12 protein-coding genes, 1 tRNA gene and 1 pseudogene are annotated in these 11,532 nt (G+C 69.3%); 7 read left to right on the top strand and 7 right to left on the bottom strand.

Going from position 1 to position 11,532, the window contains the following annotated elements; all coding sequences use genetic code 11:
- Positions 1 to 2: 2 nt before the first annotated feature.
- The 4 genes from OIE49_RS31560 to OIE49_RS31575 all read left to right on the top strand — a co-directional run bounded on the left by OIE49_RS31560 (position 3) and on the right by OIE49_RS31575 (position 4,102).
- The gene (locus tag OIE49_RS31560; RefSeq protein WP_326805266.1) at positions 3 to 1,202 is read left to right on the top strand and encodes a glycine C-acetyltransferase; all 1,200 of its coding nucleotides are present in this window, start codon (positions 3 to 5) and stop codon (positions 1,200 to 1,202) included.
- A 42-nt stretch (positions 1,203 to 1,244) separates the two neighbouring features.
- A complete protein-coding gene (locus OIE49_RS31565; RefSeq protein ID WP_326805267.1) occupies positions 1,245 to 2,147 on the top strand; it encodes a LysR family transcriptional regulator in 903 nt (300 codons plus the stop codon).
- A 58-nt stretch (positions 2,148 to 2,205) separates the two neighbouring features.
- Positions 2,206 to 2,565, top strand: coding sequence for an MmcQ/YjbR family DNA-binding protein (locus OIE49_RS31570; RefSeq protein WP_326805268.1), 360 nt, complete (start codon positions 2,206 to 2,208; stop codon positions 2,563 to 2,565).
- A 124-nt stretch (positions 2,566 to 2,689) separates the two neighbouring features.
- Complete coding sequence (locus tag OIE49_RS31575) at positions 2,690 to 4,102, top strand: MFS transporter (protein WP_326805269.1); 1,413 nt, start codon at positions 2,690 to 2,692, stop codon at positions 4,100 to 4,102.
- Positions 4,103 to 4,245: 143 nt separating this feature from the next.
- On the opposite strand, the gene OIE49_RS31580 is transcribed toward OIE49_RS31575, so the two are convergent.
- Together OIE49_RS31580 and OIE49_RS31585 are read right to left on the bottom strand one after the other, a co-directional pair.
- Entirely contained in the window at positions 4,246 to 5,181 is a 936-nt protein-coding gene (locus tag OIE49_RS31580) for a transketolase family protein (protein ID WP_326805270.1), read from the bottom strand.
- Between the two features lie 65 nt (positions 5,182 to 5,246).
- Entirely contained in the window at positions 5,247 to 5,954 is a 708-nt protein-coding gene (locus tag OIE49_RS31585) for a transketolase (protein ID WP_326805271.1), read from the bottom strand.
- Between the two features lie 148 nt (positions 5,955 to 6,102).
- Here OIE49_RS31585 and OIE49_RS31590 point away from each other — a divergent pair.
- Positions 6,103 to 6,176, top strand: a tRNA-Pro gene (locus OIE49_RS31590).
- A gap of 264 nt (positions 6,177 to 6,440) precedes the next feature.
- On the top strand, positions 6,441 to 6,581 hold the full coding sequence (locus tag OIE49_RS31595; RefSeq protein ID WP_326805272.1) for a hypothetical protein: 141 nt from the start codon (positions 6,441 to 6,443) through the stop codon (positions 6,579 to 6,581).
- Positions 6,582 to 6,587: 6 nt separating this feature from the next.
- On the opposite strand, the gene OIE49_RS31600 is transcribed toward OIE49_RS31595, so the two are convergent.
- From OIE49_RS31600 to OIE49_RS31610, 3 genes are all read right to left on the bottom strand, one after another.
- On the bottom strand, positions 6,588 to 7,520 hold the full coding sequence (locus OIE49_RS31600) for a hypothetical protein (RefSeq protein WP_326805273.1): 933 nt from the start codon (positions 7,518 to 7,520) through the stop codon (positions 6,588 to 6,590).
- Complete coding sequence (locus tag OIE49_RS31605) at positions 7,511 to 8,707, bottom strand: hypothetical protein (protein ID WP_326805274.1); 1,197 nt, start codon at positions 8,705 to 8,707, stop codon at positions 7,511 to 7,513. Before OIE49_RS31605 ends, OIE49_RS31600 begins: the two co-directional genes overlap by 10 nt.
- A gap of 274 nt (positions 8,708 to 8,981) precedes the next feature.
- A complete protein-coding gene (locus tag OIE49_RS31610) occupies positions 8,982 to 9,863 on the bottom strand; it encodes a helix-turn-helix transcriptional regulator (RefSeq protein ID WP_326805275.1) in 882 nt (293 codons plus the stop codon).
- 232 nt (positions 9,864 to 10,095) lie between these two features.
- Here OIE49_RS31610 and OIE49_RS31615 point away from each other — a divergent pair, with 232 nt between their 5' ends.
- The gene (locus tag OIE49_RS31615; RefSeq protein ID WP_326805276.1) at positions 10,096 to 10,461 is read left to right on the top strand and encodes a (R)-mandelonitrile lyase; all 366 of its coding nucleotides are present in this window, start codon (positions 10,096 to 10,098) and stop codon (positions 10,459 to 10,461) included.
- 134 nt (positions 10,462 to 10,595) lie between these two features.
- Here the strand turns inward: OIE49_RS31615 and OIE49_RS31620 are convergent, their stop codons facing one another.
- The gene (locus OIE49_RS31620) at positions 10,596 to 11,021 is read right to left on the bottom strand and encodes an alpha/beta fold hydrolase (RefSeq protein ID WP_326805277.1); all 426 of its coding nucleotides are present in this window, start codon (positions 11,019 to 11,021) and stop codon (positions 10,596 to 10,598) included.
- A pseudogene (locus OIE49_RS31625) lies at positions 10,996 to 11,490 on the bottom strand (helix-turn-helix domain-containing protein); the annotation flags it as partial. The gene OIE49_RS31620 and the pseudogene OIE49_RS31625, both read right to left, overlap by 26 nt.
- Positions 11,491 to 11,532: the final 42 nt, after the last annotated feature.

Raw genomic sequence — 11,532 nt, forward strand, 5'->3', positions numbered from 1 at the left:
TGATGTTCGACTCCGTGCGCGACGACCTGCGCGCCACCCTCGACGAGATCCGCGCCGCCGGGCTGCACAAGCCCGAGCGCGTCATCGGCACCCCGCAGTCCGCGACCGTCGAGGTCACCGCGGGCGGCCGCCCCGGCGAGGTCCTCAACTTCTGCGCCAACAACTACCTCGGCCTCGCCGACCACCCCGAGGTCGTCACCGCCGCCCACGAGGCCCTGGACCGCTGGGGCTACGGCATGGCCTCCGTGCGCTTCATCTGCGGCACCCAGGAGGTGCACAAGGAGCTGGAGGCCCGGCTGTCGGCGTTCCTCGGCCAGGAGGACACGATCCTGTACTCCTCCTGCTTCGACGCCAACGGCGGCGTGTTCGAGACGCTGCTCGGCCCCGAGGACGCGGTCATCTCCGACGCCCTCAACCACGCCTCGATCATCGACGGCATCCGGCTGTCCAAGGCCCGCCGCTTCCGCTACGCCAACCGCGATCTCGCGGACCTGGAGCAGCAGTTGAAGGAGGCCACCGAAGGCGGGGCGCGCCGCAAGCTGGTCGTCACCGACGGCGTGTTCTCGATGGACGGCTATGTGGCGCCGCTGCGCGAGATCTGCGACCTCGCCGACCGCTACGACGCCATGGTCATGGTCGACGACTCCCACGCCGTCGGCTTCGTCGGCCCCGGCGGCCGCGGCACCCCCGAACTGCACGACGTCATGGACCGCGTGGACATCATCACCGGCACCCTCGGCAAGGCGCTCGGCGGTGCCTCCGGCGGCTACGTCGCCGCCCGCGCCGAGATCGTCGCCCTGCTGCGCCAGCGTTCCCGGCCGTACCTGTTCTCCAACACGCTCGCCCCGGTGATCGCGGCGGCCTCCCTCAAGGTGCTGGACCTGCTGGAGTCCGCGGACGACCTGCGCGTCCGGCTCACCGAGAACACCGCGCTGTTCCGCCGCCGGATGACCGAGGAGGGCTTCGACATCCTCCCCGGCGACCACGCCATCGCCCCGGTGATGATCGGCGACGCGTCCGAGGCGGCCCGCATGGCGGAGCTGCTCCTGGAGCGCGGCGTGTACGTGATCGGCTTCTCCTACCCGGTCGTGCCGCAGGGCCAGGCGCGCATCCGCGTGCAGCTCTCCGCCGCGCACTCCATCGAGGACGTGAACCGCGCGGTGGACGCGTTCGTCGCGGCGCGCGCCGAGCTGGAGGGCTGAGCCCGGGGCCGACCGGTCCCAGGTCTTGCGATAATCGTTCGCATGATCGAAGCGCGGCGGCTGCACATCCTCCGTGCGGTGGCCGACCACCGCACGGTGACCGCCGCTGCCGCCGCGCTCTACCTCACCCCCTCGGCCGTCTCGCAGCAGCTCACGGCCCTGGAGCAGGAGACCGGCCACCGGCTGGTCGAGCGCGGCGCCAAGGGCGTACGGCTGACCCCGGCCGGGGAGATCCTGCTCAGCCACACCAACGCGGTCCTCGCCCAGCTGGAGCGGGCGGAGGCCGAGCTCGCCGCCTACGGCTCCGGCGAGGCCGGCACGGTGACGGTCGCCGCCTTCGCCACGGGCATCGCGCAGGTGCTGGCGCCCGCGGTGGCCCGCCTGGCCGGTACGGCGCCCGGCATCCGCATCCGCGTGCGGGACGCGGAGGGCGACGCAAGCCTGCCCATGGTGCTGGACCGGCAGGTCGACGTGGCGGTCGCCGTCGAGTACCGGGGCGCGCCGTCCGCCGACGACCCCCGGCTGACCCACGTACCGCTGTACGCCGAGCCGTTCGACGCGGTCGTTCCGGTCGCCCACCGACTGGCCGACGCCGCCGAGGTCCAGCTCGCCGAGCTGGCCAAGGACACCTGGATCGGCCCCTACCCCGGCAACCCCTGCCACGACGTGGTCGTCCTGGCCTGCGAGAGCGCCGGCTTCCAGCCCCGCCTGGAACACTCCTCCGACGACTTCCGCGCCGTCGTGGCCCTCGCCTCGGCCGACGCGGGAGTGGCCCTCGTCCCTCGCTCCGCGCTGCGCGGCATGGACCTCACGGGCGTGGTCGTCCGGCCCGTGGACGGCGTGGCGCCCACCCGACGGGTCTTCGCGGCGGTGCGCCGGGGAGCCGAGGGGCACCCGCTGATCCGCCCGGTGCTCCAGGCCCTGGACGAGGCGGCGCAGGCGTAGGGGGGTGCCCGCGGCTTCCTCGGGCAGGCTGTCAGTGGCACGGGTTAGCGTGCGTGGCATGCCGGATGCCCATGACGTACGCCGTATCGCCCTGTCCCTGCCGGACACCACCGAGAAGACCGCCTGGAGCATGCCCACGTTCCGGGTCGCGGGGAAGATGTTCGCCACCCTGCCGGAGGAGGAGACCTCCATAGCCGTGCGCTGTCCCAAGGAGGAGCGGGACGAACTGGTCCTGGCCGAGCCGGAGAAGTTCTGGATCGCCGGTCATGAGGCCCAGTTCGCCTGGGTACGGGTCCGGCTCGCGACGCTGGAGGACGAGGCCGAGCTGCGGGACATCCTGGCGGACTCCTGGCGCCAGGCGGCTCCGCCGCGGCTGATCGAGGCCCATCCGGAGCTGGGACTGCCCACCGCCCGCTGAAAACCCCCTCGGGCGTTGTCAGTGGGCCGTGGCATGATCCGGAGACAGTGGGGCCGGCCGGCGTGGGAGGGGCCGCGGTCGGCCGGGGAGTGGGGGATCGGTCGGGGAGGGGAGTGCCGCAGGGATGACCGGAACGTCGTCGCAGCCGTCGCAGCCGTCGACGGGGGAGGTACCGGGGCGGGATGACCTCGCTGCCGGACCCGGAGCGGGGGTCCGAGTCGAGGCCGGGGCCGGAGTGGGTGACGGCGGTCGGGCGCGGTCGGTGTGGTCGCGGGACTTCGCGCTGTTCTTCGTCGCGCGGGCCGTCGCCCGGCTCGGCGACACCATGCTGCCGGTCGCCCTCGCCGCGGGCCTGCTCCAGCACGGGTACGGCGCGGGCGCGGTCGGCCTCGCCATGGCCTCGACGGCCGCCGCCTTCGCCGGTCTCGTGGTCTTCGGCGGGGTCATCGCCGACCGGTTCAGCACCCGCAAGCTGATGATCGGCGCCGACCTGGTGCGGGTCGGCACCCAGTCCCTGGCCGCCGTGCTCTTCTACTCCGGGCACGTGGTGCTCTGGGAGATCTGCGCGATCGGCCTCGTCAACGGCGTGGCGGGCGCCGTGTTCCAGCCCGGCGTGGCCAGCACGGTGCCCCGGCTCGCCTCCGACGTCCAGGCGGCCAACGGCGCCATACGCATCGCCGAGTCCTCGGCCCAGCTCGCGGGCCCCGCCGCCGCGGGCCTGCTCGTCGGCTTCGCCTCACCCGGCGGGGTGTTCGCGGCGCACGCCGCCACCTACGGGGTCAGCGCCCTGTGCCTGCTCCTGCTCCGGCTGCCCCCGCTCATCCGGACCGGCGCACCGGACCGCACGGCCGCCAGTGCCTTCAGAGCCGATCTGGTCGAAGGATGGCGGGAGTTCAGGGCCAGGTCATGGCTCTGGGGCGTCATCGCCGTCTGGTGTCTGTACATGATCGCCGTCTGGGGTCCGACCGTCCCGCTGGTGGCGACCGAAGTCGTCCAGCAGCACGGCCCGCGCGCCTACGGCCTGATCAACTCCGCCCTCGGCGCAGGCACCGTCGTCGGCGGCTTCCTCGCACTGCGGCTGCGCCCCCGCCGTATGCTGCGCGCCGGAGCGTTCGCCCTGTTCGCCTTCGTCGGCTTCCCGGCGACGGTCGGGGCCGGCTTCGGCGTGCCGGCCATGGCGGCGGGCGCCGCCGTCGCCGGGGCGGGCATGTCGTTCTGGGGCGTGATGTGGGCGACCAGCGTCCAGACCCAGGTTCCCTCCGACGTCCTCAACCGCATCCACGCGTACGACGTGGCGGGCTCCCTCGCCATGATGCCCGTCGGCCAGGCCCTGGCGGGCCCGGCCGCCACCGCCCTGGGCGCGGACCACGTGCTGCTGGTGTCCGCCGGGATGAGTCTCGTCGTCCCGACGATCCTGCTGGCGGTGCCCGCGATACGCGGCCTCATACGGGCCGACGCACGCGGCACCCATGGCCCGCACGCGTCCGAGGGGGCCGTGGAGGCGACACCCGGGCGGACGCACCCCGAACCGCACTGACGGGGGCGACTCCGGCCTTGGGGTCCGGCCGCCGCTGCCTTCGCGCGGAAGCCTTTCAGACACCGTCCCTGAGGCACTGGCCCCCTTGAAGCATCGGCCTTCAGGCATCGAGCCTTGCGGTACCGGCTTTGAGGGACCGGCCCTCAGGCGCCCGGGGCGCTTGCGATGCCCGCCCCGGCCCGGGTCCCGAGGAACGCCGAGATCCGTTCCCGCAGTGACCGGGCGTCGAGCCCGTGCGCGGCGGTGTGCTCCTCCGCGGTCCCGTAGCGCCGCAACTCGGCGCGGCGCACGCCGAGCCCCAGGACGCGGTGCGGGACATCGCGGAGCGCGTCGTTCGCCGCCGAGGCCGACGTGCCCGCCAGGTACGGCTCGACCAGGACGACGTCCGTACCGGCCGCCTCGGTCGCCCGGCGCAGCGCGGCCGCGTCGAAGGGCCGTACGGTCGTCGCGTACAACACGGTGGCGTCCAGGCCCTCCGTCGCGGTGAGCACGGCGTCGAGCAGGGGCCCGACGGCGACCACCACGCCCGAGCGGCCCTCGCGGACGGTCACGAAGTGCTCGCTGTCGACCGGGCGGCGGTCTGCGTTCGACTGCACGGACAGCCGTACGTAGACCTTGTCGTCGCCCGCGGCGACCGCGTGCCGCAGCAGGGCCTCGGCCTCGTCCGGGTGCCCGGGCACATGGACGGTCCAGCCGTCCAGGGTGTCGAGCAGTGCCACGTCGCCGGGTGACATGTGGGTGTAGCCGCCCGCGGGCCAGTCGAAGGAGGCGGCGGCGCTGACCAGCACCGCGCCCACGCCCTGGTGCCCCAGATCCAGTTTGACCTGCTCGAAGGGGCGCTCGACGAGGAAGCTTGCGAAGGTGTGCAGGATGGGTCGCATACCGGTCAGCGCCAGTCCGGCGCCTGCTCCGACGAGTAGCTGCTCACGGATGCCGACGTTGATCACCCGGTCGGGATGCCGGCGCCACGCGTCGGTGAAACCGTCCCTGCCGATCTCGGCGAGGACGACCGCCACCCGCGGATCCTCGTCGAGCAGGCGCGAGACGGCCGGTGCGAGACGGTCACGCATGGTGTCCATGGGGGTCGAGCCCTTCTGTGTCGGTGAGTCGGGGGAAGCCGGGGGCCTGCTCAGCGGGAACCGGATCACGGGTTCTTCGGTTCCACCCGGGCCACCACCATGTGCGGGCGGCCCGGATGCGGCGCGGTGAACGCGGCGTACAGGGCCTCGTGATCGCGGCCGTCGACGCTCGCGGTCGACCAGCCCGCCACCTCGAAGCGGGCCCCGATCCCGCCGGCACGGGCATGACTGGCGGAGGCGTTGTCGACGACGACGGTGTGCAATTGTTCGAGTCCGGCCGGCCCGGCGAAGGCGATGGCCTCGTGATTGCTGCCCTCGTCCAGTTCGGCGTCCCCGGTCAGCACCCACACGCGGGGCCGCTTCAGCCCCTGGGCGCGCAGCCCCAGGGCCGTGCCGACGGCGATGGGCAGTCCGTGCCCGAGCGACCCGCTGCCGATCTCGGCGCCCGGCACCAGGGTGCGGTCCGGATGGTGGCCGAGCGGGGAGTCGTAGGTACCGAAGTCCGGCAGCCAGTCGACCGGCACGAAGCCCTTCGCGGCGAGCACCGCGTAGTACGCCATCGGGCCGTGTCCCTTCGACAGCAGGAACCGGTCCCGCTCGGGGTCGTCCGGCTGCTCCGGGCGGACCTTGAGCACCCGGTCGTAGAGCACCCAGAGCACGTCCAGCGTGGACGTGGCAGCCGGTCCGTGCTTCTCGTCGCCGGTCATGAGCCCCATCAGCCCGGGCAGATCGTCGTAGCCGTGGGCGCGTTCGCTCTCCTCGATGATCGTCATGCCACGATGGTGTGACCTCAACCAAACTTGAGGTCAAGTACCGCCGCCCCGTCGCCGCCCGGACAAAACCCGTGCGCGACCACCGACCGGAGTGCGGTATTGTTTTCCTGCGCGTTCAGCCAGGGGAAACCCCAGGTCAGACGGGCAACGGGACGTGGCGCAGCTTGGTAGCGCACTTGACTGGGGGTCAAGGGGTCGCAGGTTCAAATCCTGTCGTCCCGACTGGAGACAGTCGCAGATCAGGGCCGGTTTCGGAGACATCCGAAACCGGCCCTTGGTCATTCTTGGAGCGTGGGGCGCGCAGCACGCTGAGGGCGGAACACCCGGTACGCATCGGCCCGTTCGCCGAGCCCACCTTCCGCCAACTCCTCACCCACGTGCGCGACATGACCCTCGCCGACTTCGACAACGCCGACGTCCCTTCGGACGTCTGGTGGAGGAACTGCAGCCGCCGAGTGCTCAGCGGCGTCATAAACGAGTTGCATCATGGCCGGCCTGCGCAATCTCGCCATCGGCGTCCACCGCCAGGACGGCCGCACCAACATCGCCGCCGGCCTACGCCACACCGCCCGCGACTGCCGCAGACCCCTGGCACTCCTCGGCCTCACCGCGGCGATCCGCACATGATCTGGTCTAGCTGATACGGGCGCTGCCCTCGGGAACGTTCATGAAGCTGCAGAACTGCGAGTACTTGAGGCGTGAGCAAGAGCGCGGATCAGTGATCTTCTGCCCCGCGTCGTCGAGATCGCTGACCGGTGCCACTCCTGCTTTGTGCGTCCAGAAACCGTCGCTGTTCATGCGGTACCAGTGGAAGTCGACGCCGGGTTCCAACACGAGGGCGACCAGCACGCCTTCCGAAGGGCAGACGTTGTCGGCAGCCGGGGTGTATACCAGGCCGTCGTAGAACGCGTAACGGCTGAGGTGAGCACAGTCGCAGTCAATGGCGGTGAAGGTCCGGCCACTACCCCGGCCCGGTTGGGCGAACGTGTCGGTACGCACATTGGTGGCGTAGTTGTAGCAGTTGTTGGTGCACTGCCTGCACCAGTCGGGATTCATCCGCTTACAGTCGATGGAACGAGCCTTTGCGTCACTCCACTGCTCCGGGGCCGCAGCCGGTGCTGACGGACAGCCTGCCACCGCGAGTACATCCTGATCCTCCGGCGGCGGCAGCCACCACTCCGCCGTTCGCGCGGCGGCCAGGCCGTCCCGGAGGAAGCCCAGTTCCGCCGGGCTGCTCAGCACCTGCCCGGCTGGTCCCTGTTCGGAGCAGATGTAGTCCTCCACCTCCGGATCGGCCGCCCATCGCCGCAGCCCGGGACCGAGCAGCCGCCCGGCCACCAAGCGGAAGACCTCCGGCAGAAACGGGGCCTGCTCGCCGGCCTGTTCGACGACGAGCCCGCGGTAGCCAAGATGCGGGCGCGGGTCGGCCTGCTCGGCAGCGTCGATCAGGTCGCCCGGCGCGAGCCGGGCGAGCAGTTCCCCGGCCTCAGGGCCTGCTACCTCAACGACCGGGTTGGGCCGACCACTGAACATATCGAACGTGATCCGCAGGCGGGTTATGGCCATGTCGACGTCGCCACCTCGATGATCGTGACCGAACAGCGGTCATTGGAGTCTGTGGCGGTCCCAGCGTCCGCCTCCAACGAGACCGTGTGCTTACCCGCGTTGATGCCGGTGACCACGAGATCGTTCCCGGGCAGGCCCAGATGGAGTCCCTGGGGATTCGCGAATGCCTGCATCGAGCCGACCTCTTGGCTGTCGACCTGGATGGTCATGCCGAGCTTCGCCGCGCCATCGTGGGAGTACGCTGAGGCAGCCGAGGTAATGACGAGGGTCCCGCCGTAACTGCTGAACCCACCACTTGCTACCCGCTTGCCGCCTGTCTGCCCAGCGGCGGGGGCGTTGGCCAGGACCTCGGTCACGTTGAGCACAGTGGGCGGCGCCATGACCTCGAAGATGGTGATGGCATAAGCGTCGTTACTGTCGATGGTGGTGCCGTCGGCGGGCGTGGCGACGAGGGTGTGATCCCCGGGTGGGATGTTTTTGATCAGGAAGTCGGCCGGTACAAACGCCAGGTGCCAGTTCTTCTTGTTCGCGAAGATCTGGATGGTTCCGTGACACGTTTCGTCGATGCACAAGACCATTCCGGTCATCGCCTGCGCGCTCGTGCTGAAGCCGGTGGCGGAGGCGCACACGAGCAGGTACCCGCCGCGCGAGCGGAAGGAGGTGCTCACGTACTGGCTGGAGGAATCGGGAGGGCCGACCTTTCTGCAGACCCTCCGCCAGACGGCCGGTGACCCGAGTTCGAAGACAGTCAGCGAGACATGGTCGTTTGTGTCGGTGACCGTCTCCTTCCCGGCGGTGATCTTCGCTGAGGCGGACGGGTCCGGCCGGAGGTTGTCGAGGAATACCCGCTGTCTGATCATAGCCAGGTGAGTCAGATCCGGATTGGCGAAAACGCGAGCGGTAAAGGGTGAACTTTCGCCGATTCTGAGATTCGCCTGTAGTCCTGTATCGCCTGACCTGCTCCAGCCGGAGGCGGTGAAGAACGCGTAAATCTTCCCGCCCTGCACATTCAATGACCCTGTGGCGATGGGCTGTCCGCCGTTCTGGTATGTGCAGGCCACGTTATTCATCACCTGCGTCACGCGAGTGGCCGGGCCGAGAGTTCCCGTCACCGGAGCAGAGCCGTCAGGCGCTGCTTTCTCCAACGGATCAATACCGGCGTCCGCGGTATGTGCGTCATTATCCACAGCGCTACCCCTCTCGCTGGTTTCGCCGAGTAGCTGTAGCTCTTGGACGAGGCCGACACGGTACGGTCCCGCGTAGGCACCAGCGTGGAGCGTGCACCTCCACCCCCGCAACTCGACGGCCCTGGGAACGCGACCCTCCTGCCGATCTTCGACGTCTGTCAGGCCGAAGCGCAGCGAGTTTGACAATTCTGATTCAACAGAGCGTCATGGCGGTCCGTAGTCGGGCCTGTCAAGTCAATCCAACGCTGTAACTGCGACAAAGGCCCCTGGGTGCTCAGGTGTCCGACTTGGAAGGTATGCGGCTCGGCAAGTTACTTCCCTCTCCTGCGTAACTCGCCAAGAAGTTGAATCCCTCCTCGGATCGCGATCCGGGCTCCGCCATGTAGGTGAAAATCTCCACACCGGGGTCTGCGGTCACCGCGAGTCGCTCGTACCGCAGTGTGAGCTCGCCCACGAGGGGATGATTGAAGCGCTTCTCTGCTTCGCGATGCAGGCGAACGTTATGGGTGGCCCAAAACGCGGCGAACTCGCCGGAGTACAGAGACAGCTCGCCAACGAGGTCGGACAGGTCACGGTCGAACGGATCGCGCCCGACTTGTGTTCTCAAGGCTGCGACGCATTCTTTGGCCGTCCGGCTCCAATCGGCGAAGAATTCCTTGGCGCGCGGATCGAGATAAGTGAACCGGGCCACGTTCGCGGGTGTGCGCGATGCGAACATCGGCGCGTAGAATTCTCGTCCGAGATGGTTGACGGCGAGTATGTCCTGACGGCTGTTGACGACGAACGCGGCAGCGCCGTGCAGCGCATTGATCATCCACTCGATGCTCGGGCGCACAGCCCGCCTGGTCGGTCTGCGGCGCTTGTCAGTGACCTGATCTTTCGAGGCGCGAGCCAAGTTGAAAAGATGCGCCCGCTCGGCCTCGTCCAGGCGAAGCGCGCCCGCGACCGCTTCGAGGATCTCCTCCGAAACGCCCGCCAGGTTGCCGCGTTCCATCCGGTTGTAGTAGTCGACGCTGACCCCTGCCAGGGTCGCGACTTCCTCTCGCCGGAGACCCGGAACCCGTCGCACCCCGTAGGAGGAAAGGCCAACCTCCTCGGGCGTGATCTTTGCGCGCCGTGAGGTGATGAAATCCCGTATCTCGGTCTTTGCGTCCACGGCCACGAGATTACCCCCGAAGCCGGGGCCGTGGAGTGCCCTGTGAGTACATGGATAAGCCCGCCCTCCCACCCCTGTCGGAACGGTGTTTTCCTGACCTCGGACTGAATTCGGCGAGAGGCCGCGTACGACCGGACCAGCTCGACGAAAGTTCGGCGGCTGCCCTCGTTTCGAGAGCGAACACCTACATAGGAGGACAATGATGAAGGTCATAAGGAACGGACTTGAAACGATGGCTGGTCCCGGCGAATGGTTCGCCGGGAACGTCCACATCGACGTCATCAGCACGCCGGCGCCGCCCTCGCGAATTATGGGTGGAGTCGTCCACTTTGCTCCCGGGGCGCGTACGTCATGGCACACCCACCCGCTCGGCCAGACGATCCTTGTCACCGAGGGAATCGGTCTCATCCAGCGCGAGGGAGGACCGGTCGAGGAAGTGCGGCCGGGTGACCGCGTCTACATCGAACCGGGTGAGAATCACTGGCACGGCGCCACGCCTACGTGCTTCCACACGCAGATCGCCTACCAGGCGTCCGACAACGACGGCAATCACACCACTTGGGGTCGCCACGTCACCGAGGAGGAGTACTCCGGCTAGATCCTGCTGAAGCGGGGCCGCCGGGGGAGCCGTCCGGCGGCCCGACTGCGCGCAGCGCTGAGGGCCGTTGCCATTGGGGGTTGGCGCCGGGCAGGGGCAGCATCCGTGTGGTCCGGTGACGACACCGCCGGCTGCTACTCCTGGGCGATGAACTCCTTCAGGACGGCCGCGAGCCGTTCCGGCTGGTCCTCGGCGATCAGGGTCCTCGAGTCCTCGATCTCCACCAGCCTTCCGCGCGGGAGGAGTTCGGCCAGGCGACGGCCGTGGGCGCGTGGCATCATGCGGTCTTCGGTGGCCCAGACGACGAGTGCGGGCCTGTCGAACTTCCGCAGCCCTTCGGCCGCTTCGAGCAGTTCGCTCCTGCGGATGTTCGTGTCGTAGTGGCGGAAGTCGCGCCGGATCGCCGGGTCGGTGCGCAGGGGGCGCAGCCAGCGGTCGACGATCTCGTCCGGTACGGGGCGCTTGGTGAGGGCGTCGATGCCGGCGGGCAGCCGGCGCAGTGGTTTGAAGGCGGATCCTGGTGCCCATCGTGTCTCAGGTCTGCGCGTACGAGGTGTCACGGGTGCGCAGACGCACCGCGTCCTGGCTCGGCGGCGTACCGAACATCCGCCGGTACTCGCGGCTGAACTGCGACGGGCTGTCGTACCCGACGCTCTGGCCGACTCCGGTGATGTCGGACGGCCGGCTGACCAGCAGCAGACGGGCTTCCTGCAGACGGATGTGCTTTTGAAACCGGATCGGGCTCATCGCGGTCACGGTCTGGAAGTTCCGGTGGAACGCGGACACGCTCATGCCCGCGATCCGGGCCAGCTCCTCGACCCTGAAGGGGCTGGCGTAGTTCTCCCGGATCCATCGCACGGCGCGTGTGATGTGGGTGAGGCTGCTGTCGGCCAGGCCGAGCTGGCGTACGGCGGCTCCCTGTTCGCCCCTCAGGAGGTGCCAGAGGATCTCCCTTTTGATCATGGGCGCGAGGATCTTGCGATCGTAGGGCCGGTCCAGCAGCCGCAGCATGCGCACAACGGCGTCCAGCGAATGTGACACCTCAAGGCAACCAATCCGACGCCCTGGCGG

Source organism: Streptomyces sp. NBC_01788 (assembly GCF_035917575.1).
Taxonomy (GTDB): Bacteria; Actinomycetota; Actinomycetes; order Streptomycetales; family Streptomycetaceae; genus Streptomyces.

What these genes read in the sequence shown, in the direction of transcription:
- OIE49_RS31560 (WP_326805266.1), top strand. Translation starts at nt 3, where the DNA reads ATGTTCGACTCCGTGCGCGACGACCTGCGCGCCACCCTCGACGAGATC.
- OIE49_RS31565 (WP_326805267.1), top strand. Translation starts at nt 1,245, where the DNA reads ATGATCGAAGCGCGGCGGCTGCACATCCTCCGTGCGGTGGCCGACCAC.
- OIE49_RS31570 (WP_326805268.1), top strand. Translation starts at nt 2,206, where the DNA reads ATGCCGGATGCCCATGACGTACGCCGTATCGCCCTGTCCCTGCCGGAC.
- OIE49_RS31575 (WP_326805269.1), top strand. Translation starts at nt 2,690, where the DNA reads ATGACCGGAACGTCGTCGCAGCCGTCGCAGCCGTCGACGGGGGAGGTA.
- OIE49_RS31580 (WP_326805270.1), bottom strand. Translation starts at nt 5,181, where the DNA reads ATGGACACCATGCGTGACCGTCTCGCACCGGCCGTCTCGCGCCTGCTC.
- OIE49_RS31585 (WP_326805271.1), bottom strand. Translation starts at nt 5,954, where the DNA reads ATGACGATCATCGAGGAGAGCGAACGCGCCCACGGCTACGACGATCTG.
- OIE49_RS31595 (WP_326805272.1), top strand. Translation starts at nt 6,441, where the DNA reads ATGGCCGGCCTGCGCAATCTCGCCATCGGCGTCCACCGCCAGGACGGC.
- OIE49_RS31600 (WP_326805273.1), bottom strand. Translation starts at nt 7,520, where the DNA reads ATGGCCATAACCCGCCTGCGGATCACGTTCGATATGTTCAGTGGTCGG.
- OIE49_RS31615 (WP_326805276.1), top strand. Translation starts at nt 10,096, where the DNA reads ATGGCTGGTCCCGGCGAATGGTTCGCCGGGAACGTCCACATCGACGTC.